This is a genomic window from Candidatus Kryptonium sp. (assembly GCA_025060635.1).
Taxonomy (GTDB): domain Bacteria; phylum Bacteroidota; class Ignavibacteria; order Kryptoniales; family Kryptoniaceae; genus Kryptonium.
In genome coordinates this window covers 35611-59255 of the sequence record JANXBN010000006.1, presented here as the reverse complement: position 1 = coordinate 59255, position 23645 = coordinate 35611, and the positions used below count along the sequence as shown (strand labels likewise).

24 protein-coding genes are annotated in these 23645 nt (G+C 37.0%); 3 read left to right on the top strand and 21 right to left on the bottom strand.

Going from position 1 to position 23645, the window contains the following annotated elements; translation table 11 throughout:
* Nucleotide 1 precedes the first annotated feature (1 nt).
* The 9 genes from NZ923_08390 to NZ923_08350 all read right to left on the bottom strand — a co-directional run bounded on the left by NZ923_08390 (nucleotide 2) and on the right by NZ923_08350 (nucleotide 9517).
* The gene (locus NZ923_08390; GenBank protein MCS7230034.1) at nucleotides 2–580 is read right to left on the bottom strand and encodes a hypothetical protein; all 579 of its coding nucleotides are present in this window, start codon (nucleotides 578–580) and stop codon (nucleotides 2–4) included.
* Complete coding sequence (locus NZ923_08385; protein ID MCS7230033.1) at nucleotides 573–1853, bottom strand: Glu/Leu/Phe/Val dehydrogenase; 1281 nt, start codon at nucleotides 1851–1853, stop codon at nucleotides 573–575. Before NZ923_08385 ends, NZ923_08390 begins: the two co-directional genes overlap by 8 nt.
* Nucleotides 1854–1873: 20 nt before the next feature.
* Nucleotides 1874–2983: a hypothetical protein gene (locus tag NZ923_08380; protein ID MCS7230032.1), complete on the bottom strand. Its 1110-nt coding sequence runs from the start codon at nucleotides 2981–2983 to the stop codon at nucleotides 1874–1876.
* A gap of 20 nt (nucleotides 2984–3003) precedes the next feature.
* A complete protein-coding gene (gene htpX, locus NZ923_08375; GenBank protein MCS7230031.1) occupies nucleotides 3004–3870 on the bottom strand; it encodes a zinc metalloprotease HtpX in 867 nt (288 codons plus the stop codon).
* A gap of 86 nt (nucleotides 3871–3956) precedes the next feature.
* On the bottom strand, nucleotides 3957–4859 hold the full coding sequence (locus NZ923_08370; GenBank protein MCS7230030.1) for an ATP-binding cassette domain-containing protein: 903 nt from the start codon (nucleotides 4857–4859) through the stop codon (nucleotides 3957–3959).
* Between the two features lie 14 nt (nucleotides 4860–4873).
* A complete protein-coding gene (locus NZ923_08365) occupies nucleotides 4874–5542 on the bottom strand; it encodes an MjaI family restriction endonuclease (GenBank protein MCS7230029.1) in 669 nt (222 codons plus the stop codon).
* Complete coding sequence (locus NZ923_08360; protein ID MCS7230028.1) at nucleotides 5535–6782, bottom strand: site-specific DNA-methyltransferase; 1248 nt, start codon at nucleotides 6780–6782, stop codon at nucleotides 5535–5537. Before NZ923_08360 ends, NZ923_08365 begins: the two co-directional genes overlap by 8 nt.
* Nucleotides 6783–6790: 8 nt before the next feature.
* Nucleotides 6791–8089, bottom strand: a complete 1299-nt coding sequence (gene asnS, locus NZ923_08355) for an asparagine--tRNA ligase (protein MCS7230027.1) — start codon at nucleotides 8087–8089, stop codon at nucleotides 6791–6793.
* A gap of 66 nt (nucleotides 8090–8155) precedes the next feature.
* Nucleotides 8156–9517, bottom strand: a complete 1362-nt coding sequence (locus tag NZ923_08350) for an MFS transporter (protein ID MCS7230026.1) — start codon at nucleotides 9515–9517, stop codon at nucleotides 8156–8158.
* Between the two features lie 201 nt (nucleotides 9518–9718).
* Here NZ923_08350 and NZ923_08345 point away from each other — a divergent pair, with 201 nt between their 5' ends.
* Genes NZ923_08345 through NZ923_08335 form a run of 3 tightly spaced genes read left to right on the top strand, consistent with a single transcriptional unit; the run spans nucleotide 9719 to nucleotide 12530 of the window.
* A complete protein-coding gene (locus NZ923_08345; GenBank protein ID MCS7230025.1) occupies nucleotides 9719–10810 on the top strand; it encodes a DUF362 domain-containing protein in 1092 nt (363 codons plus the stop codon).
* Nucleotides 10811–10831: 21 nt separating this feature from the next.
* A complete protein-coding gene (locus tag NZ923_08340) occupies nucleotides 10832–11107 on the top strand; it encodes a hypothetical protein (protein MCS7230024.1) in 276 nt (91 codons plus the stop codon).
* A 4-nt stretch (nucleotides 11108–11111) separates the two neighbouring features.
* The gene (locus NZ923_08335; GenBank protein ID MCS7230023.1) at nucleotides 11112–12530 is read left to right on the top strand and encodes an amidase; all 1419 of its coding nucleotides are present in this window, start codon (nucleotides 11112–11114) and stop codon (nucleotides 12528–12530) included.
* A gap of 13 nt (nucleotides 12531–12543) precedes the next feature.
* Here NZ923_08335 and NZ923_08330 read toward each other — a convergent pair whose 3' ends face one another.
* From NZ923_08330 to NZ923_08275, 12 genes are all read right to left on the bottom strand, one after another.
* Nucleotides 12544–13773 (bottom strand): class I SAM-dependent rRNA methyltransferase, encoded by a 1230-nt coding sequence (locus NZ923_08330; GenBank protein ID MCS7230022.1) that lies wholly within the window; start codon nucleotides 13771–13773, stop codon nucleotides 12544–12546.
* Nucleotides 13715–14362: a hypothetical protein gene (locus tag NZ923_08325; GenBank protein MCS7230021.1), complete on the bottom strand. Its 648-nt coding sequence runs from the start codon at nucleotides 14360–14362 to the stop codon at nucleotides 13715–13717. Before NZ923_08325 ends, NZ923_08330 begins: the two co-directional genes overlap by 59 nt.
* Before the next feature lie 3 nt (nucleotides 14363–14365).
* Nucleotides 14366–15160 carry a sugar phosphate nucleotidyltransferase gene (locus NZ923_08320; protein MCS7230020.1) on the bottom strand — a complete coding sequence of 265 codons (795 nt, stop codon included), beginning with the start codon at nucleotides 15158–15160 and terminating at the stop codon, nucleotides 14366–14368.
* Between the two features lie 27 nt (nucleotides 15161–15187).
* Entirely contained in the window at nucleotides 15188–15571 is a 384-nt protein-coding gene (locus tag NZ923_08315; protein ID MCS7230019.1) for an aspartate 1-decarboxylase, read from the bottom strand.
* A gap of 31 nt (nucleotides 15572–15602) precedes the next feature.
* A complete protein-coding gene (gene panC, locus NZ923_08310; protein ID MCS7230018.1) occupies nucleotides 15603–16454 on the bottom strand; it encodes a pantoate--beta-alanine ligase in 852 nt (283 codons plus the stop codon).
* 147 nt (nucleotides 16455–16601) lie between these two features.
* A complete protein-coding gene (gene polX, locus NZ923_08305; protein MCS7230017.1) occupies nucleotides 16602–18338 on the bottom strand; it encodes a DNA polymerase/3'-5' exonuclease PolX in 1737 nt (578 codons plus the stop codon).
* Between the two features lie 6 nt (nucleotides 18339–18344).
* Nucleotides 18345–18971: a phosphatase PAP2 family protein gene (locus NZ923_08300; GenBank protein ID MCS7230016.1), complete on the bottom strand. Its 627-nt coding sequence runs from the start codon at nucleotides 18969–18971 to the stop codon at nucleotides 18345–18347.
* 16 nt (nucleotides 18972–18987) lie between these two features.
* Nucleotides 18988–19680, bottom strand: a complete 693-nt coding sequence (locus tag NZ923_08295; GenBank protein ID MCS7230015.1) for a hypothetical protein — start codon at nucleotides 19678–19680, stop codon at nucleotides 18988–18990.
* 174 nt (nucleotides 19681–19854) lie between these two features.
* Entirely contained in the window at nucleotides 19855–20982 is a 1128-nt protein-coding gene (locus tag NZ923_08290) for a KamA family radical SAM protein (protein MCS7230014.1), read from the bottom strand.
* A gap of 12 nt (nucleotides 20983–20994) precedes the next feature.
* Nucleotides 20995–21468 (bottom strand): GNAT family N-acetyltransferase, encoded by a 474-nt coding sequence (locus NZ923_08285; GenBank protein MCS7230013.1) that lies wholly within the window; start codon nucleotides 21466–21468, stop codon nucleotides 20995–20997.
* A complete protein-coding gene (locus tag NZ923_08280) occupies nucleotides 21443–22477 on the bottom strand; it encodes an ATP-grasp domain-containing protein (GenBank protein MCS7230012.1) in 1035 nt (344 codons plus the stop codon). The genes NZ923_08285 and NZ923_08280 overlap by 26 nt, the downstream gene beginning before the upstream one ends.
* A gap of 44 nt (nucleotides 22478–22521) precedes the next feature.
* Nucleotides 22522–23601, bottom strand: a complete 1080-nt coding sequence (locus NZ923_08275; GenBank protein MCS7230011.1) for an ATP-grasp domain-containing protein — start codon at nucleotides 23599–23601, stop codon at nucleotides 22522–22524.
* Nucleotides 23602–23645 lie beyond the last annotated feature (44 nt).

Below are 23645 nucleotides of genomic sequence, written 5' to 3'. Positions count from 1 at the left end.
TTTATTTTCTCACAGCAAAAAGAAGATAAATTGAGATCCCAACCGATAAAACAAGGACAGCTACCTCAAGCAGTTTGTCAATTGTTAATGTATTTCCAATAAATTCGCCTCGTGTAAAGTCAAAGCTTTCATCTTCAAGATCCTGAATTGCATCATCTTTAACATAATCGGAATGCTCCCTCTTGAAATCACGACTAAACAAAACCTTTCCATCTTGAATTACGGAGCAATATAAATTTATTTCCACGCGTCTATTAACAAATTTTCTGAACAAGCCTCTTGATACTGGAGCATACTTAATTCTACTTTTGAAAGCATCAAGGCGAACAAGAATAGCATCAGCATCATCGTTTATATAAAGTGCAAATCTTTTGGAAAACGAGTTCAGGATTCTATTCTCTATTACCTTGTTTTGTAAGCTGGTTTCAACTTTTATTTTATCTGACCTTATTTGCTCTGAAATTTCACCAACAATTGAATTTAGTAAACTGTCAATTACCTCAAAGTTTGTTTGCGTTTGCGCGAACGAAAAGTTTAAAAAGATAGAAAGAATAAAAATTTTACGAAAAATATCATCCATAAATTCCACGGAGTTTCAAAGTTTTGGCAACTTTATCAACCGCAAGAACATATGCGCCAAGTCGTAGTGAGATACCATACAATTTTGCTGTATTATAAACATTTTCAAACGCTGAAAGCATCATTTGTTCAAGTCGCTCATTAACCATATCAATTGTCCAGTAGAATCCCATTCTATCTTGCACCCATTCAAAATACGAAACTGTAACTCCACCGGCATTTGCAACTATATCTGGAACAACGAGTATACCTTTTTCCTCAAGGATTGGATCAGCGCTTGCGGTAGTTGGACCGTTTGCACCTTCAACTATTAACTTAGCTTTTATTCTTGGAGCATTATATTTAGTTATTTGATCTTCACGCGCAGCTGGAATTAAAACATCACACTCAAGTTCAAGTAGTTCTTCATTTGTAATTTTTTCACCACCATCAAAACCTTCAAGTGTTCTATCTGGGTTATTCTGCACATATTGAATTGCCTTTTCAACATCAATTCCTTTTTTATTGTAATATCCTCCTGTTATATCACTTATAGCGATAATTTTGAGCCCTTGTTCAGAAAGTAGTTTTGCTGAAACGGAGCCAACATTTCCAAAACCTTGAATAACAGCGGTTGATTTTTTCGGATCTAGATTCAGTTTTTTCATTGCTGCAAGCGTTGCGATCATAACGCCCCGTCCTGTTGCTTCACGCCTACCTGGTGAACCGCCAAGTATGAGAGGTTTTCCAGTAACAACCGCTCTTTCTGTTCTTCTGACATGCATGCTATATGTATCCATTATCCAAGCCATTATCTGTTCATCAGTGTTAAGATCAGGTGCTGGTATGTCTTTATCTGGTCCGATAATATCAAGAAGATTTGCTGTATATCTGCGTGTTATTTTTTCCAATTCAATTTTTGTTAATTTTCTTGGATCGCATTTGACAGCTCCCTTTGCTCCTCCAAACGGTATGTCCATTACAGCACATTTCCATGTCATCCACGCTGCAAGTGCTTTGACTTCATCAAGCGTGACATCTGGAGCATATCTTATTCCACCTTTTGCGGGTCCGAGAGCATAGTTATGAATGACGCGATAACCTTCAAAAACTTCAATTCTTCCATCATCCATTTGAATTGGTATTGAAACAATAACTTGTAAAGCCGGGGTTTTTAGAAATTCATAAACCCCTTTCTCAAGCTGGAGGATCTCAGCTGCTTTGTCAAATCTTTGCATCATTGACTCAAATGGATTCTCAATATCTGGGATAGGTGCGGGTTCTTTGTATGACATTTGACTTTAGATTTTTGTTTTTAATCAAGTTCAAATGACCAATAGTATTTTATACCTTTGCTTTGTAGGTACTCTTCAACATTTGGATGAAAATCTGAAGCAACAAAAACGAGAAAAACAGGTGGTTCGCCTTCTCTTTTTTTGATTTCATTTGCTATCTTTAGAAATTTGTCAACTTCTTTCTTTGATGCTCTCATCTTAACCTCACCAAGGATCAAAACTTTACTTCCATTCTTTTTGCCCCAACCGAAGATATTAATTTGATTGTAATCATCTTTGATCCAGTAGTATTTTCTAATAAGTTTTCCTTCAACTTCAATTCCTTCCTTTTTCAAAAGTTCGGGAAGAACTCGCAAAGATTTATCTTCAACCGCGAATCCTATTGAATGGAAAACCCAATCAAGTCGCTCTTCTACAGTTTTCATTCTTCCAAGCAACATAGCGATAGCGTCTTCAACTCTAGTTTGCGCCTCAGCGAGTTTCTGCAACTGCTCTTGAGTTTCTCGCTGCGCTTCAGCAAGCTGGTCAACTCTTTGAGTAAGCTGTTCTAATCTCTCAGCAAGCTGATCAACTCTCAGGGCAAGAGCATTTAATCTCTCTTCGGTTTTTCGCTGCGCCTCAGCAATCTGGTCAACTCTTTGAGTAAGCTGTTCCAATCTCTCAGCAAGCTGATCAACTCTCAAGGCAAGAGCATTTAATCTCTCTTCGGTTTTTCGCTGTGCCTCAGCAAGCTGATCAACTCTAAAGGCAAGAGCATTTAATCTCTCTTCGGTTTCTCGTTGCGCTTCAGCAAGCTGGTCAACTCTTTGAGTAAGCTGTTCCAATCTCTCAGCAAGCTGATCAACTCTAAAGGCAAGAGTATTTAATCTCTCTTCGGTTTTTCGTTGCGCTTCAGCAAGCTGAGTAACTCTCTCTGTAAGCTGATCAAATCTTAAGGTAAGAGCATTTAATCTTTCCTCTGTCTTCTTCTGGGCCTCCGCAAGTTCTTTTATAACTTGCTTTATCTCGTCTAAATTAAACGCCTTTATAACTTGCTCATAAAGCATAGCAACGATTTCAACTAAAACATTCGTCTGCTGCTCGCCAAAAGCTTGCGAAAGTTTATCTTTTATCTCGGATATTCCAGGCATTAATTATTTAAAAAATTTGTTTAATAGTAAACTCCCATCGCTCGCGCAAGCTTCTCAAGCCGTGCAACTCTCTCTTTAATTGGCGGATGCGTTGAGAATAATTTAAGTATACCTTCACCACGCAACGGATTAACTATAAACAAGTGTGCTGTTTCCGGTCTCGCTTCCTCCATTGGTATGGCCTCAGCAGCGTTCTCAAGTTTCTTCAATGCGCTTGCAAGTGATAACGGCTTGCCAGAAATCCTTGCACCTCCTTCATCCGCTGCAAATTCCCTTGCCCTTGAAATAGCAAGCTGAATTAAAACAGCAGCTATCGGAGCAAGGATTATCAAAACAAGCTCAGCAATCCAATTCGTATTATTCTCTCTATCTCTGCTTCCACCTAAAAAGAAGAAAGACCATTGTGCCATACGAGCAAGAAAAGTTATAGTTCCAACCATCGTTGCAACTATTGTCGCAGTTAAAATATCTCTATGTTTAATATGTGCGAGCTCATGCCCTAATACACCTTCAAGTTCATCTTCGTTTAGAATTCTCATAATACCTTCTGTTACTGCAACCGCAGCATTTTTGGGATTCCTGCCTGTTGCAAATGCGTTCGGGGTCAAGCTCGGTATGATATAAACTTTAGGCATTGGCAAGCCTGCTTTAGTCGCAAGACGACGAACCATTGAATATAACCTCGGTGCCTCAGCTTCGGTTACCTGTCTTGCACCATACATAGCGAGGACAATTTTATCAGAGAACCAATAAGCGAAGAAATTCATTAATAATGAAATTATAAATGCGATCACAAGTCCTGATTGTCCACCTATCGCACTTCCAACTGCAAGCAAAAGAACCGTCATCAATGTCATCAGGAAAACCGTTTTCAAAGTGTTGTTCATCTCTATTCACCCCAAAATTTGTTTTTTACTAATTTCTGTAACAAAGGTCTTTATAAATTTATCAAAACCACCAAATTTTTACAAATTCAATTTTGAGACATACCACGACTAACCGCATCAATAAAGATTGAATGAAGAGACGGTTCTTTTATCTCAAATTTTTTCAAATTCACAACATTTATCAATTCTCTTAAAATATCACCTGAATTCACATTTTCCATCAATGTTAGCTCAGCGTAGTTTGAATACAAATTTACCTTCTTTATCCCATTAATGTTTTTTAAAATTTCCCCGTTCCCCTCAAACTCAACATGAATTGTATTTCTTCCAAATCTACTCTTAACCTCAGCAAGAGGACCAAAAAGAAGTGGTTTTCCTTTATTTATAAGGCAAATTGAATCGCACAGTTTTTCAACCTGATCCATTTGATGAGTTGAGAAAATAATTACCTTGTTTTTATCTTTCAACTCAAGTAGAACTTGTTTAAACAATTCTTGATTAACTGGGTCAAGACCTGCAAAAGGTTCGTCAAGTATTACTATCTCGGGATCATGAAGAATTGAAATTATAATTTGGACTTTTTGTTGATTTCCCTTTGATAGCTCTTCAATTTTACTGTTTACTCTATCAATCAAGCCAAATCTTTTAAGCCAATATCTTGCTCTTTCAAGTGCTGTTTTCTTTTCAACCCCTTTCAATTCCGCAAAGTAAAGAATCGTTTCAAGAACTTTTGTTTTTCTATAAAGCCCTCGCTCTTCAGGCAGATATCCAATTTTGCTTTTAATTTCATCATTAATTTCAACACCATCAAACTTTATAGTTCCATAATCAGGTTTAATTATGTCAAGTATCATTCTAATAGTTGTGGTTTTCCCAGCTCCATTTGGACCAAGAAGCCCGAAAATTTCACCACGCTTGACCTCAAATGAAACCCCATCAACAGCAACGATGTTTGAAAATGCCTTTTTTAAGTTCTCAACTTTAAGCATAAGCTATTTTAAGTTCATTTATTTTTCAGGCGCTTAATTTCACTTTTAATCTGTTCAATAACTTCCTCATTGTAAATCCTTCGCAATTCCCCCTCTTTAACAGATAACACTGTAAAGACCTTTCCTCCAAATTCTTCCTCAAATTTTTGGTGACTTTCCCTGTAAACCTCTTTCCACTTTATTTCATACTCCGGAGCGTGCTCAAAGGTGATTGGCTTAATTTGTAAACCTATGAATTTATCCCCTATATGAATATAAAAGTCAACATTATATAATCTGTCCCATTCATCGGGCGCAGGTTGTATTGAAACTCCCAACGCATTTTGTAATTGCCTATAAATTGTCTCTCGTTCTGTTTGATAACCCTCAAAAGTTCTATCAATAACAACCTGATATACAAAGTTTATACAATCTTCTTCGGTGACATCTTCTATCTCCGCCCTAATGACTTCTGAAATTTTCACATAAAGTTTCTTTCCAAGACCCACAAGATACTCCGTTGGAGATAAATTTATTCCTTTCTTTTCCAAAAACTCCGAAAGCTTATTTATGTAAAATTTTTCCCAATCCTCTTTAGACCTTGGTGAACATTCTCTTATCCACGCTGACACAGGTACAACACTATCTTTTTTATTTAACCCCCATCTATTCATTGTTATATTTAAAATCCATTCCTTAGCCATTTTGAATTTCCTCAAACCTCTTTCTAAACTTGAAATTATAATTAGCAACCTTTGCTGATTTATTTTTCACGAGTTCCTTATTAACAAAAATTTTGTTCTTCAGAAAAACATACGCGCAAACCTCCTTATCGGTCGTTTTACAACTCTGATCAAATTTCAAAAACACTTGCCTTCCCTTAATAAAATCATTTAAATACTTCAAGGCTCGCTCAAAATCCGCAATTTCTATCCCACAAAACTTAACAATAAGCCCTGTGTCAAGTTTTATCTTCCCATCGCTTAAAACTTCAACAACTTTGTAAGTCCCTCCCTTTTCAAACCCCAATCTTGATGGTTCTATGATCGGAGCAATATCTTTTATATAAGGTTGATAGTCCACATTCTCAAACTTATAATTATAGACCCAGCTTCTCTTTTTAAACTCAACAAGATTAACCATTAAACCAAGTTTTTCTTCAATAATTGGAACAAAATTAGGATTTATCTCATATCCAATTCCATTTCTGTTAAGCTCAAGGGCAACTTTTAATGTTGTTCCGCTTCCCAAAAAAGGATCAAGAACAGTGTCACCTACAAAAGAGAACATTTTTATCAATCTCCTCGGAAGCTCATCGGGAAACATAGCTTCGTGATCAATCTGTTTTTCACCCGGAAAATTCCAATGTCCTGAAAAATACTCCTTCCACTCCTCCTTTGAAAGTTTTGAGCGCTCTTTTATTTCTTTTGAAACCTTCCTTTTGCCCGGCTTTTTAAATATGAGTATAAACTCGTAATCAATTTCAATCATTCCATTTGAAGGATACGGATATGAACCCATAACATTTGCGCCACCAGTTGTATTCATAGTTGTTTTCTTCTGCCATATTATGGCGCCCATATAATCAAAACCTATCTTTTCACATTGATTGATAACTTCAGAATGAAGCGAAGCGATTTTATACCTCCCGTATATTATGCTTCTTAAAAATTGATCGCCTATGTTTATACAAGTCCTCGCACCTGGTTTAAGAACTCTAAAGCATTCTGTCCAAACCTTGTATAAATCCTTAAGATATTCATGCAAAGTTTGCCCATAGCCAATCTGACCTTCAATACCGTAATCTTTTATATGCCAATATGGGGGTGAGGTAATAACAAGATCAATTGTTTCATCTTCAATTTCAGGCATTTCCCTGCTATCCGCTACATATACGATTCCCTTGATTGCAGATTCAGTTTGAATATGTTTGGAACCAATCATAATTAAAGTTATGGCTTTATTCTATAAATCATCCTCGGAAATGGTATCGTTTCTCTTACATGGTCAAGTCCGCATATCCAAGCAAGTGTTCTTTCAACTCCGAGTCCAAATCCCGAATGAGGGACGCTTCCATATTTTCTAAGGTCAAGATACCAATCAAAAGCCTCCACTGGCAGATTATGTTCTTTTATCCTCTTCAAAAGCGTGTCATAATCATCCTCTCTTTGGCTTCCTCCTATGATCTCGCCGTATCCTTCGGGTGCAAGCATGTCAAATGAAAGCGCATAGGTTTCATCGTTTGGATCTCGTTTCATATAAAAAGCTTTAACAGCAGCAGGATAGCGATGGACTATAATCGGCTTATCAAATTGTTGAGAAATTATCGTCTCATCCGTGTTTCCAAAATCGTTACCCCATTTAAAATCAACCCCGTTCTTTCTCAAAATTTCAACTGCCTCGTTATAAGAAATTCTCGGAAATGGTCGTTTTATTTTTTCAAGTGGCTCAGTGTTTCTTTCCAGGACTTCAAATTCTTTTTTGCTTGTTTCAAGAACTCGTCCAACTATATATTCAACAAATTCTTCAGCGAGGTTCATTATATCGTCAAGTTCATAGAATGCAACCTCTGGCTCAACCATCCAAAATTCTGTTAAGTGTCGTCTCGTCTTTGATTTCTCTGCTCTGAAAGTTGGACCAAAGCAATAAACTTTTCCAAAAGCCATCGCAGCAGCTTCAACATATAGTTGACCTGACTGTGAAAGGTATGCTTTGCCAAGATCAAAATAATCCGTTTCAAATAGCGTCGTTGTTCCCTCACAAGCAGAAGGTGTTAAAATCGGCGCGTCAATCAAAACAAAACCCTTTGAATCAAAAAAATCTCTTATCGCCTTAACAAGGCGATGCCTTATTCTTAAAATAGCATGCGGTCTCCGGGAACGAAGCCACAAGTGCCTATGATCCATAAGAAAATCAACACCATGCTCCTTTGGAGTTATTGGATAATCTTGAGAAATGTGGATTATCTGAATATCTTTTATGTGAAGTTCATAACCACCTGGAGCTCTTTTGTCTTCGTTAACAACTCCACTGACGATCAATGATGACTCTTGAGTTAAAATATCGTATTTATCAAAAACTTCGTCTGGAGTTTCACCTTTCGTCATAACGCATTGCAGAATTCCGGTTCCATCACGGACGAGCACAAAGCGGATTTTACCGCTTGATCTTTTGTTATAGACCCAACCGTAAATTTTCACCTCTTTGCCAACATAATCAGAGAGATTTTCAATATATACTTCAGGTGCCATTTCGGTAGATAAAATTTTGTTTTGATTTTGAATTGAAATTAAAAAAAGAGGGGTGAAAAAACAATTTTACCTTCGCTCTTCATCCCTTGAATCTGATATAACCCCACCAAGCGTCGTAAAAACTTTAAAAATCGTACTGCTTATTGAATCAACCATCGCAAAGAACGGCTTCTCCCCAAATTCGGGTATCTTCAAAAGAATAATAGTCCCAATAATCCTTGAAATAAACGAAAGTAAAAACAATATGTGAAGATTTATAAACTTCAAGCCAAATATCCAGATTGAGAAATCTTTAAGAAGAGTTGCAATATATCCCGCAAGCATTGATGCGGATAGATAACCAAATCCAGAAAAAATTGAAAGCACAGCGACATAGGCAGAACGATTTTCCTTTGGAGCTTTTGATAGAGGGATATTGAAAGCAGCGAGGTTGAATCCACTCCAAGCAACACCAGCAAGTATAGCATCAATAAAAAGCGGAAACAAAAAATCAGGCGTCGCAATGAGCCACAGAACCGGTATATAGGCAATGTTTGAAGCATTAAATATAAGCACATTTTTAGCACCAAACCTGTCAATCAATTTCCCCCACCACCTTGAAAAAATAATGTTAAATGTCATCGTAAGCATGTTGAAAATAGCAATCGTTGAAAAATTTACATTTAAATTTTTTAGCATATGATAAGTCATAAAAGGAGCAGCAAGCCCAACCGAAAAATTCCAATGCGCAAAAAACAAGATAAATCTTCTGAAATTTTTATCCTTCAAAGGCTTTAAAATTTCATCTTTGAGAGAAGTTCTATCTTTAAACTCAAACTTAACATCTGGATGATACCTGAACAAAAATGTCGTCACAACACCACTTGCAAAACAAATAGAAGTTATAACCAAATAGCCAATCTTTACATCAATTTGTTTCAAATAATCAAGAAGCCACGCCGAAACAAAGAAAATCACTATATTGACCATATTGTTGTAAGATGTTCTTTTACCAAAATACTTACCCCAAATATCTCTCGGGACGATTTCACCGATCCAAGTTGTCCAAATGTTTGCAAGTATGCTCCCAGCGGATGAAGATATGAAAAGAATGGTTAGAAAAATTAAAATTTTGATTTCGTTGCCAATTTTTAAAAACGGCAAGAATATGAGTATGAACCAAACCCAGCGATTTAATATGCTATAGATTATTGAAAGCTTTTGAGGACTTTTATACTTTCGCAGTAGATACGCCCCCAAAATTTGCATAGTTTGAGAAATAAAAGGTATAGCTCCAATTAAGCCAATGACGAACTCCTCAGCACCAAGCATTAGAGCGTAACCAGTTAAAAACGCACCTGTTGAAAGAGCGATAAAGATCGTCGCAAAACTTCCTTCTATTATTGAATATCTCATTCCGCGACGCGACGAATCTATATCAAGCGTCATAAGATGTGCTTTTATTTTTTGCTAAATTTACAAACAAAAATTCTCAAAAATCAATCGTGCTATGAATTTTTGAAATTAAAAATTTACGCTTCAAATTCGCAAATTTTCATTGCCCGAGAAATTGAACCAAACTCCTCAACCAGATTTTTCCTGTTGAATTTTAAATTGGTCACAATTATATTAAAACAAAAAACCTCTTCTATGCCCCGTTCAAAAGTCGCAGTCTTAAGGACAAAGCCAGATACAGTTTTACAAGACATAGAAAAATTGATGAAACTTGCCGATTTTGAAAATTACCTTGATAAAAATTCAGTCACTATTTTGAAAGACAACATCTCTTGGCATTTGCCATATTTAAGCTCAAACACGACGCCGTGGCAACTTGAGGGAGTTATAATTGCTCTGAAAAACGCTGGCTTTGATAAACTTGTTGCAGTTCATAATAACACAGTCGTCACAGATCCATTCAAAGGTGGAAAACTTAACAAGCTTGAACCGATCTATAAAAAATACGGGATTGAAGAACGATATAACTTTATCAAAACTGACATAAAATGGATTCGGTATGAGCCAAAACATAAGATGCTCGCTTTGCACAAGGTTTATCCAAAAGGGATACACATCCCTGAATTTTTCATCGGTAAAAATATCATTCACCTTCCAACGATGAAAACACATATTTACACAACGACAACCGGCGCAATGAAAAACGCATTCGGTGGTCTTTTAAATACACGAAGACACTATACTCACACTTGGATACACGAAACACTTGTTGATTTGCTTGCAATTCAAAAGGAAATTCACACTGGGATATTTGCAGTTATGGACGGAACTATAGCTGGAAATGGTCCTGGACCGAGGACGATGATCCCAGTTGAAACCGACTATATTCTTGCAAGCGCAGATCAAGTAGCAATTGACGCTGTCTCGGCAAAGATCATGGGATTTGACCCGATGAAGATAAAATACATTCGTCTGGCTTACGAAGCTGGACTTGGCGTCGGGGATCCGAGAGAAATTGAAATAGTTGGTGAGGACATTTCAAATGTCAATTTAAAATTTTTCGTCGGTGATAACATGGCAAGCCGAGTCGGTGATATACTTTGGTTTGGACCTTTGAAAGGGATTCAATATCTATTTTTTAGAACGCCCCTTGTTTATATTTTTGTCTTCGGCTCATACTTTTATCATGATTTCGTCTGGTGGCCGTTAAAAGGGAAAAAGATTCAAGAAAAACTGAGAAAGAGCTCAAAATGGGGAAAGCTTTTTGAAAGTTATCCTCTTGATTAAACAAAATGGAGCAAAAACAAGATGAAGATCAAAAGGAGAAAATTTCTAAAAATCGCGGTCTCACTGCCAGCAGTAGGCTATCTTGGTATTTCAAAGATTCAAGCACCGGAAAAAGATCTTTCAAACGAAATTGAAAAAATTACCGAGCTGGTCAAATTAAAATATGGCGAGAGATTGTCAGATGAGCAGATGAAAATTATCAAAGAAGAGATTGAAGCAAATGTAAGAAGAAGGGAACGATTGTTAAGTTATAATCTCTCAAATTGGGACGAACCCGATTTTAAATTTCAAGTTTAAAAAAATGGAGGCAAATATGAGCGACAGGGACATCGCTTTCCTTTCAATTCGCCAACTCTCGTCTTTGATTAGAACCAAAAAAATTTCACCCGTAGAGTTAACACAAATTTACATTGAGAGATTAAAAAAGCATGGAGAAAAACTTGGCGCAGTTGTAACAATAACCGAAGAGCTCGCAATTAAACAGGCGAAGCAAGCAGAAAAAGAAATAATGGCGGGGAAATATAGAGGTTTGCTTCACGGTATACCCTTCGGAGCGAAAGATTTACTTGCAACGCGCGGAATCCCAACAACATGGGGAGCTGAACCATACCGAAACCAAATTTTTGATTACGATGCTACAGTCATAAAAAAACTTTACGACGCTGGAGCAATACTCGTTGCGAAGCTTTCAATGGTTGAACTCGCTGGTGGAATGGGATACGATGATGCAGATGCTTCTTTCACTGGACCTGGCAGAACGCCTTGGAATTTAAATTATTGGAGCGGTGGCTCATCAAGTGGTTCCGGCTCAGCTGTTTCAGCTGGTTTAGTTGCTTTCGCAATAGGTTCAGAAACATCCGGTTCAATTTTAACACCATCAGCCTTTTGTGGAATCACCGGATTAAGACCAACTTATGGGCTCGTAAGTAGATATGGAGCGATGGCTTTATCTTGGACGCTTGATAAGATCGGTCCGATGTGCAGGACCGCTGATGATTGTGGAATTGTTTTATCAGCAATCGCAGGTTATGATCCAAAGGATGAGACAACCGTTAAAAAAGAATTCAACTACACTCGCAAACTACTACCGAACCGAAAATTTAAAATCGCAGTGATCAAAGGAACGACTGACAAAGCACAACCCGAAGTTAAGAAAAATTTTGAGGAATCTTTAAAAGTTATCTCCGAATTTGCAGAACTTGAATATGATGTTGAATTTCCAGATTATCCATGGGGCGCAGTTGTCGGAACAATCGTTGATGCTGAAGGGGCAAGCGCGTTTTATGATTTGATCATTTCAGGCGAAATTTCAAAGTTAAGAAACAAAAGAGACAAAGTTGGTGGATACTCAATGATACAAGTTTCAGCAGTGGAATATCTAAACGCAATGCGATTGAGAAAAAAGATGCGAAAAGCTCTTGAGGAGTTTCTCTCAAAATATGACGCCATTGTAGCACCAACCAGAGCGACTGTTGCTTATCCAATTGGAGTTGATTTTGATAAAGCTTATCCTGGCATAAGCGGAGGACCTGCTTTAATTCCAGCAGGAAACGCTGGAGGTGTCCCTGCTATATGTCTGCCGAACGGATTTGGATTAAATAACTTACCGACATCAATTCAATTCATGAGCAAAGCATTCACTGAAAAAACATTAATCCAGATCGGAAATGCCTATCAAGATAGAACCGATTGGCATCTAAAAAGACCGCCGATAGATTAAAAAGAATAATTTTTCACTCAATTACTTGAAAAATTCCAAATTTAAGATATTTTGTCTCTGGCATTGACGGCAAAACTGGATGATCTAACGATGCACCACGCCATTCTATCAAGCGAAGTTTTTTCTTTGCCAAAATTGAACTTTCAATGATCACATTCATAAAGCTTTCATCGTCAATGTGATGCGAACACGACGCAGTAGCGAGAATCCCACCCGATTTTAAAATTTTCATCGCTGTTGAATTTATCTCCCGATATCCAGAAAGAGCAGATTTAACTGTCTTCTTTGACTTCGTAAATGACGGTGGATCAAGGATAACTATATCAAACTTTTCACCCTTGCTTAAATACTCGCGAAGTTTATCAAAAACATCACCGATTTCAAACTTAACATTTTTTAAGTTGTTCAATTCAGCGTTCAATTTCGCTTTTTCAATTGCAGTTTCGGAGACATCAATTCCGATCACATCTTCGGCACCAGCATAGGCACAGTGGAGCGCGAACCCACCTTCATTAGTGAAACAATCAAGCACCTTTTTATCCTTTGCAAATCTTCTCAAAGCTTTTCTATTTTCCCTTTGATCAAGATAAAAACCTGTTTTTTGACCTGAAAGCAAATCAATTCTAAATTTAACTCCATCATCTTCAAAAATCGTCTCCCTCACTTTACCCCTTAAAATCCCTTTTCGGTTCCCAAGCCCCTCAAGTTCTCTTAAAGGTGATTCATTTCTTTCAACTATTCCTTCCGACTTGAACAGATCTTCAAGAACATCACAAATTAAATTTAACCTTAAATCCATTCCGTATGAAAATGTTTGAATTGATAAAAACTCGTTATACTTGTCAATCACAAGCCCCGGGAGAAAGTCACTCTCGCCATGTACGAGACGAAATGTTTCCGAATTTGGATATAAAATTTTTCTTAATTTATACGCATTTAAAATCCGCTCTTTGAAAAATTCAAAATCAACTTCAATTTTTTCTCTACTTAACAACCTAACCGAAATGAGCGAATGCGGATTGAAAAAACCAACACCAAGAAACTCACCATTAAAGCGATAAACATCAACAACATCACCGATCTTTGGATTTCCCCTTATCTCTTTTATCTCGTTGCTGAAAATCCAAAGATGACCTTTCAAAATTCTCTTGTCGCCATCTCTCTTTAAAACGACTTTTCCCATTTCACCTTGTAAATTGTCTTGTCCAATATCTCCACCAGAACGGATAATCTTTCTCTTCATATTTCACTGCAACAAGTTCAACGCTATCAAACCACGCCCTTCCTTTGCCAAGCAAGACGCATTTAACTTTTATTTTTCCTGCGTCCTTTCCAACGAGCACAGCACAGGTATAAACACGCCAATCGTTTGTCCCAGTTAAAAAATCGGTTGAGTTAAACGATTTCAAATTTCCGAGCGTATCATAAACTTCAATTCTTAAAAACGCTGTATCAGCGCTGTAAGTTTTGATAGCTCCGTAGAGGATGAATTTTTTATCTTTTGGGAAATTTTCAATTTCTTGAACGAGGAAGGCTTTTGATGAGCTCTCATCGGAGGTTAAATTCGCTGTAAATTTGCCATCAAATTTTTCAATTGCGTCTCTTTCAAAATAAACTTTATTTCCAAACCCTTCAAAATTCCAACCATTTGCTTTATCCCCCGTTCCAGTTTCAAAGCTTGAATTGAAAATTAAATTCTTAACATATTCAACTGAATAAGGTGCGCTCGCTTCCTCAATTTCCATAACTTCCTGTTTTTTTCTGACGAGAACGATAAGAAGCAAACCAAGCAGAATTGGTAAAAGAATTATGATTAATTTAAACTTTTTCATATTTCACTCTTCAATGCCAAGTTGTCTTCTTCGTTCCAAAATTTCCCTTGCCTTTTCAAGTTGTTCCATTGTGTTTATACCGTGAATCTCATCCCAATTTTCCGCTTTCAGAGCACAAATTTTCATATCGTGATGCGAAAAATAGTAAAAAACATCTGTTAAATAGTATTCGCCCTGGACATTATGCGGAGTGATATGTTTAAGTGCCTCAAAAAGCGGTTCTCTTTTAAAAACATAGATACCAGAATTTATCTCTTTTATCTTTCGTTCCTCCTCCGTTGCATCTTTGTGTTCAACAATTCTATCAACTGATCCATCAGGATTTCTAATGATTCTGCCATAACCAGTTGGATCATCAACTTCAGCTGTTAAAAGTGTTGCTACTGCATTTGACTCATAGTGGTGCTTCAAAAGTCGCCTCATAGTTTTCACGGTCAAAAGTGGGACATCACCAGAAAGCACAAGCACATCACCGTCAAAATTTTTCAACATTTCTTCCGTTTGCATAACCGCATGCCCTGTGCCAAGCTGTTCCTCTTGTATAGCGAACTCAACCGATGGAGCAATTCTCTTAAGATAGTCCATGACCATCTCTTTATTGTATCCGACAACCACAATGACCCTATCAGAATTGATTTTAAAAGCGAGATTCACAACATTTTTTATCATCGGCTCACCATTTAGATAAAACATGACCTTTGACATATCTGGATTTTTCATCCTTGTCCCCTTTCCAGCTGCAAGTATGACGGTTGCGAGATTTCTTGGATGTTTATAATTAGAAAAAATTTCCGCCATTAATCCTCCATACTTAGTTGAAATTTTTTACTTCGTAAGTTCACCTATATGCCCATAAATAATTTGCTTAATTTTGTTGTCTTTGTCAAGTATTATGACCTTTGGCTTGTGATTTTCAGCAATCTCTTGTGGATATTGAGCATAAGATATGATAATTATCTGATCCCCCACAGCCCCGAGCCTAGCTGCAGGCCCATTAAGACAAATTACCCCTGAGCCTCTTTCGCCAGGAATTGTGTAAGTTTCAAACCTCGCACCGTTATTTACATTTACAACTTGAACCTTCTCATAAGGCAGGATCTCGGCTAATTCAAGGATGTCTTCGTCAATTGTTATGCTTCCCTCATAATAAAGTTCAGCTTGAGTTACGGTTGCACCGTGAATTTTTGATTTGCACATCTCACGATATATTGTCATCCAAGTAATACAAATTTTGTTTAAACTAAATTTTTACAATTGTGTTATCAATTAACCTCGTCGTTCCTATCCTCACGGCGAGAGCAATTAAATATTCGTTTCCTTCATTTAAGTTCTCAACTTTCTCAAGCGTATCTGGTTTAACTATCGCAATGTAGTCAATTTTTGCTGATGGTTTTGATTTTATAAGTTCCTCCATTTTTGAAATTATAACTTTTGAATTCCTCTCACCCTGTGCGACGAGATTTTCTGCCAATTTCAAACTTTCGTAAAGAACTGTCGCTTCTTTTCTCTCTGTTTCCGAAAGATAGACATTTCTTGAGCTCATCGCAAGTCCATCTGGCTCTCGGACAATCGGGGCAACGATTATGTCAATGTCAAAATTTAAATCTTTAACCATTTGCCTTATTATTAACGCTTGTTGAGCGTCCTTTTGTCCAAAAACAGCGATATGTGGTTTAGTTATGTTAAAAAGTTTAGCGACAACTGTTGTAACACCTCGGAAATGCGTTGGTCTAAATTCACCTTCCAAAACTTTGCTTAATTTCTCCACCTCAACATAACTTAAAAAATTTCCTGGATACATCTCTTCAACACTTGGATGGAAAATTATATCACATCCAGCTGATTGAGCAAGCTTAACATCTCTTTCAAAATCCCTCGGATATCTGTCGTAATCCTCGTGTGGTGCAAACTGCAATGGATTAACAAAAATCGTCGTTATCACGACATCGCTTCTTTCTTTGGCGATCCTGATTAAGCTCAAGTGTCCCTCGTGCAAATAACCCATAGTTGGAACAACACCGATAATTTTGCCTTCTCTTCTTAATTCATCGGCAACTTTTTGCATTTCCTTAACTTTTGTGATAATTCGCATAATCCCGCAGATATTTATTTTTCGCTCATAAAATTAAAAAGAAAACTTTACAAAATAAAACTTTCCACATCGCAAATCTAACCTTGCCCCAGTGGAAAACACAAAGGGATAGATGTCCCCCGATATAGAAATTTCACTTAACAATCTTTATTTTCCTCTGCGTCTTCTCAAGAAACTTTGAACTTGCTCAAAATCCATCGCATTTAACACATCATTTTTGGTAAGCATCCCTTTTCTTGCTGTCCCAAGCGAAAGAAAAGTATAATAAATTTCACCGATCGCGTGCGCATCAGGATTTATACTTATTTTAACACCCTTCTGTATTGCGTAATTTATATGCCTCCAATCAATGTCAAGACGATGTGGATTTGCGTTGAATTCAATCACAACACCAAGTTTTGATGCTTCATCAATAACTTTTTTCATATCCACGGGATAACCCTCCCTTCCAAGAAGAAGTCGTCCCGTTGGATGTCCGAGGATCGTAACATATGGATTTTGCATTGCCCTTATTATTCTCTGAGTTGCCTCGTCCAATGTCATCCTAAACTTGCTATGAATTGAAGCTATCACAAAATCAAACTTTGAAAGCACATCATCTGAATAATCAAGAGTTCCGTCAGGAAGTATATCAACTTCAGCTCCTTTCAAAATTTTTATTTTAAACTTCCTTTGTAATTCCTCTATCTCCTTCCATTGTTGTTCCAGTCGCTCCTCGGTTAAACCACCAGCATAATAGGCTGACTTGCTGTGATCCGAGATCCCAACATATTTCAAACCAATTTTTTCACACTCTGCGATCATATCCTCAAGCGTATCTGAACCATCACTATAGGTTGAGTGAACATGGAAGATCCCAATTATATCTTTTTCACTTAAAAGCTCAGGGATTTTACCACTTAAAGCAAGATCAATTTCGTTAAATCCTTCTCTTAACTCCGGAGGTATGAAATCCATCCCAAATTTGCTGAAAATCTGCTCTTCGGATAAAAAGTTGATCTTTTCACCATTTTTAAAAATTCCATTTTCATTCATTCTGAAATCTGATTTTAGCACTAGCTCTTCAAATCTACTCAAAAAATCCTTGCTCCCTGTGGTATAGAAAACCTTGAAGCCGTAATCCTCATCAGCAAGTATAAAATCAACTTGCATTCCGAATTCAGAGACCAAACTCACAAAATCATCATCATTAGCAATGACACTTGTATGAGGGAATTTTTTTAGAACTTTTTCAATTACGCCCTTAAAGTCCCTTTTTTTGACATTTAGCACTACATCAATATCTCTTACTATCTCTTTTCTCCTCCTCAAACTTCCTGTTATTGTGAAGTTGATAACATCAAGGTTTGTTTTAATGAATGAAGTAATGAATTCAGCGACATTGTATGCGGAGGTGATCAAATGATATTGTGCATTTCGTTTCAATCGTTCTATCTCTTTTAAAACTTTGTCTTGAATCGTTTTGCCGAAACCTTCAAGCTTTAGAAGGCGATTTTCCCTGCAAGCGTATTCAAGTTCAGCAAGAGTCGTGATGCCAAGTTTTTCATAAATTGCTTTTATCCTTTTAGGTCCAAGCCCTCGCACCTGAAGAAGATCAAACAATCCATCTGGTATAGTTCTTTTCAACTCTTCATGATATTTTGAATGTCCGGTATCAACTATTTCTTTTATTTTCTCAAAAAGATTCGGTCCAATTCCTTTTATCTTTGCAAGCTCGCCAGAGTTGACGAGTTCCCTTAAATCTTTTTTAACCTCGCGAATAATTCTTGAGGCATTCCTGTATGCCCTTACCTTGAACTCAATTTCGCCCTTTAACTCAAGCATATCTGCGATCTCTTCAAGTATCTCAGCGACGAATTTTTTATCTACAATCTTCTCTTGCATTTAAGATTACACGAATATTTTTGAAATAAGATAAATTTGAATTGATGTTGAAAAAATTCCGAGCATCGTCCCACCAATAACTTGTCCGAGCGTATGTGCCTTGAGATATAACCTTGACCAACCAACAAGTGGAATCAGTAAAAATAGAGGTATCACTTTATAACCAAATATCCAAGCAAGAATAGTTAAAGGTCCACTTAATCCTGCGGAATGAGCACTTATCTTCCAGCGCGAATTTATAAGCAAAATTAAAAGAGTGTTTAAAACATAACACCATTGTGATGCGATTATAAGCCAATGCGATTTGAAGTAAAGCAAGATCAAAAATCCGATAAACGCACTTAACACAGCAAAAAGATAAGGAATTGTTCTTTGCTCACGAACCGGAACAAAAGGATGGTCTATCTTGCCCCGGTAGATCAGATAGTAAATAAAAGCAGTCGGAAAAATAGAAGTGAAAGAGATCGTTGTGAACGCAGAAATAATCTTCATTTTAATATCTGTCTCAAGATAAAATGATATGAAAAGAAACGAAACGAAACTTACAATTTGAGGTGCGAAGATCAACGATATTATTTCAGCGGATTTTTGCTTGGCAACATTGAGCAGGAATCTTTCGGTGTATTTGTTCATGCAATTTTTATTTTATTTAAAAATTGATCCCAAATGTCAAGGTAAGGTTTATCCCGCCAAATTCCTTTATCGGTCTTCCACGAAGAGATTCAATCCCCTTTGAATACGGTATTAAATAATACCTCACGCTCAATCCGCTTACCGTCCGCGGGTCAAGCCCAATATAAGCACCTGCGCCGATGTAAAAATTCACAGTGTAATAAGCTCTACCGTACTTCAAACTACTGAAAAACTCCTTCTCATACGGGGTCGTGAAAATCAAAGTCGGTCCAGCACCAGCCGTAAGAAATGGGCGAAGATTATCGGAAAGTTCATCTTTGAACAAGCGATATTGAAAAGATATGGAAAGTGGTATAACCATTATTCTGTTAACCTTGTTCGGAACAAATGTTTGACCAGTCAACCAGTCAACATACTCAACCTCATTTTTATCCTTCGCTGTCATAAAATTAAGTGTCAATTGAAGAAAATAAACATCTTTCAACATATATCTATAAAAAGTGCCGAAAGCAAAACCATTATTTGCAACCGAAAGATCTATCCCCCACGACTTCCTATAACCGACGGTATCAACGAGTTTAAAATCCTGTGGGCTGTCATATACAATGATACTATCTCTAAGAGATGGTGGTCTTGATTTTTTGTCCTGCGAATAAACCACGCTCAAAAAAATAAAAATTAAAGCCGAAATTGCAATTATTTTCTTCATCGGAAAAAACCTCGCTTAAATTTTTATTCAAAAAATTTAACCAGTTCCTACAAAGCGGAGTTCCTTTATTTTAGACCTTTGAGTTCATAAATAAGTTAAAAAAATTCCTCAAAAACAAAAAAGGCAGGAGCCAAGCTCCTGCCCATCTACACAAAAAATTAATTTGAAACATTTTTATTCAACGAGCCACTTCCTACGCTCAATTATCTTCCTCGGCTCAGTAGCTGGTTTCGGTTCATATTTTATTTCTTCAATCTCTTCTTCCTTCACCTCTGGATAGACATAGATTTCATATCTAAAGTTTCTAACGATAATTTCGTTTTCATTATGCGCTATGACATATTGAGGCAGAATTGGAATTTTCCCACCTCCACCTGGTGCATCTATGACATAATAAGGAACAGCAAGCCCAGAGATATGTCCACGAAGTTTATCCATTATCTCAATTCCAACTCTTATTGGAGTTCTAAAATGATTTGCCCCGCGAGTTATATCCGCTTGATAAATATAATATGGTCTAACTCTTATAGCGAGAAGCTTTTTCATCAAATCTTGCATAACATACGGGTCATCATTAACACCTCGCAAAAGAACAGTCTGATTTCCAACTGGAATTCCGGCATCTGCAAGCATCTCACAAGCTCGTTTGCTCTCAGGCGTTATCTCCCACGGATGATTGAAATGAGTGTTAACATAAATCGGATGATACTTTTTCAGCATGTTGCATAGATTTTCCGTAATTCTTTGAGGAAGAACGCAAGGCATTTTTGTCCCTATTCTTATTATCTCAACATGTGGAATCTCCCTCAATGCCCTAATAATTTTCTCAAGCATATAATCCGTGAGCATTAGCGGATCGCCACCGGATAAAATTACATCTCTAACCTCTGGATGATTTCTTATATATTCAATCCCATCGTGAATAAATTTCATACTTATCTTGCTTGAATCTCCAACTTTTCTTTTTCTCGTGCAAAATCTGCAATACATTGAACACTGACTCGTCACGAGAAAAAGAACTCTATCTGGGTATCTATGTGTAATGCTTGGCACTGGGCTCATTGAATCTTCATCAAGTGGATCTTCAGGCATCCCTTCATCAGCAAGCTCTTCTATATCTGGGAAACATTGTAGCCAGATTGGATCTCCTTTATATCTTATCAAGCTCAAGTAATATGGATTGATCCTTGCGGGGTATTTCTCCACTATCCTTCGCATCAAATCTTTATCCACCCCAAAAACCTCGGCAAAGTCCTCGGCTGTTTCAATACTTTTTCTTAATAGCTCTTGCCAAAGCTCCATAATTTTTCCCTCCTAAATATATTTTGCAAAAATTATTAAATCGTCACCCTTCTTGTAAAAATCTTTTATGCGGGCTATCTCATCATACCCGCATGCTTTGTAGAACAATCTGGTTTTTAAATACTTTTCCTGTGAAGATGTCTCTACAAGAATTAAGTTCCCTCCCATTTCTCTTATTTTTTGTTCAACAAATTTCATCAAACTTTTCCCAATTCCATTTCCTTGCAATGCAGGATCAACAGCGATCCAGTAGACATCGTAAACACCCTGCGTTAAAGGTCTCTTGCCGAAACATATATATCCAATTGGTTCATCCTCTTCATCAACCATTGTGTAAATTTCATAACCGCTACTCTCGCCGTTTTTGACGAATTCATCAATTAACTCAATAGCAACTCCTATTTCCTCGTCGGTAAACATATTGGTTTCTTTCAAAATTTCTATTATTCTATTTTTGTCTTTATTTCTCAGCTCCCTTATTAACATAACTTCTCTCAAGTGCTATTTCTGCTATTTTAACGATGGTTTCAGATGGTGTTAATCCATAAACAGAAGCGGAACGCATAAATCCAGCGTTGCGCGAGAGATCGGGATTTGGATTAACCTCAAGGACATACGGATTTCCATTTTTATCAATCCTCATATCAACCCTTGCATAATCTCTGCAACCCATTATCTTGTAGCATGAAAGAGCTATTTCTTTGATTTTATTTTCAAGTTCTGGTTCAAGTGGCGCAGGACAAATAGGTATAGTCTTCTGATAATACTCTGTATCAGGAAACCACTTAGCTTCATAGCTTACTATCCTCGGCAGATGAGATGGCAGATTAGAAAAATCAATTTCTGAAATTGGCAAAACAATGGGCGGTTCATTCCCAAGAATTGCAACATTAATCTCTCTGCCATCTATGAATTCCTCAACGAGAGCAGGTTGTTTAAACGATTTCAAAATAAACTCAACTCTTTCATCTAATTCTTTAATTTCATAAACGACTGATTTCTCGCTTATCCCGACGCTTGCATCTTCATGAAGCGGTTTCACAATCAAAGGGAAGTTTAGGTTAATTTTTCTATAACCATTCAAAGGTTCATCAAAAACCTCAAATTTCGCAGTTGGAATTTTATAATGCGAAAGTATTATTTTCGTCTTCGCTTTATCAAGACAAAGTCCTAATGTCATAGGTGGTGAACCAGTATATGGAATTCTCAGTAGTTCATATAATCCGGCTGCGAAAACTTCTTCCCTTGACTCAAGTTCAACCATCTCACAAAAGTTATATATCAAATCAGTTTTCAAATTCATAAGGTCATTTATGAATTTTCTCGCATTGTAGACAGATAAACATTTAACTTTGAAACCGGCATTTTCAAGCGAGTTCACTATGAAATCAATTTCGTCTTTAACTTCGGTAATGGAAGCGTCAATCTGCTGGGGCTTTGGCTCAATCATAGTAGGGTCGTTATATATAACCGTTATTTCCGTTCCTTTAAACATAAAGATCCTGATTTTTTATTTTTGCTGATTGAATATCAATCATTTTAAATCATCTTGTATCTTTTTAGCGCAGCATTTAAAACTTCATTTATCATTTGATTGTAAGTTAACCCCGCTGCACGCGCTGCTTTCGGAAAGCATGAATTATCTTCCGGATTCGGAAGGATGCCGGGCAATGGATTAACCTCAAGTATGTTTGGGATCCCGTTTTTGTCAAGGCGCATATCAATCCTGCACCAATCCCGACAGCGTAAAACTCTAAATGTTGAAAGCGCTATTTTCTCAATTGTTTCTTTAAGATGGATGTCTATTTCAGCTGGACATTTGAAAATATCAAGTGGTTTTTCTGGGGTATCCCATATCCACTTTGCTTCAAATGAATAAATCGGTCTTGCATCTTTTGGTAAAGCATCAAACTTAATTTCAACTATTGGTAAGACACGAGCCTCTTTGCCATTTCCAAGAATTGCAACTGTAAACTCTCTTCCAGGTAAAAATTCCTCAACGAGAGCTGGTTCTTTATATGTTATCAATATCCTTTCTATCTCTCTGAAAAGTTCATTTTTATTTTCAACAACGGATGAGTTGAAAATACCTTTGCTTGAACCTTCATGTAAGGGCTTAACTATGAGAGGGAATTCAAGTTCAATATTTCCATCAAACTCATCAAGGTCTTCAACCACGAAAAATTTTGCGGTTGGAATTTTGTGATAGGATAAAATTTCCTTTGTTCTTGCTTTATCTAAACAGATGGCAAGTGTTAGTGGATCGCTCCCAGTGTAAGGTATGTTTAACATTTCAAGAATTGCTGGCACTTGGGCTTCCCTGCTTACCCCGTAAAACCCTTCGGCGATGTTAAAGACTATATCAGGTTTTGCTCTCTTGAGGTTTTCAAAGACATTCTCATCAGCTTCAATTAGCGTGACGGTGTGATTTTCTTCAAGCGCAAGTTTAACAGCGTTTATTGTTTCCCATGTGTCCCATTCGGCATATGTATCATCAATTGAAACTTCCTTCTGTTCACCACTTAACTTATTTAATAACTTAACACTACTAAACGAGTCATCTCCAGATGAGTCATCGTTTCTTTCCTTCTTCAAGTTAAACACAAGACCAACATTCATAAAGTGTTTGCAATTTGTTTTAAATCAGTTCTCAATTATAAATA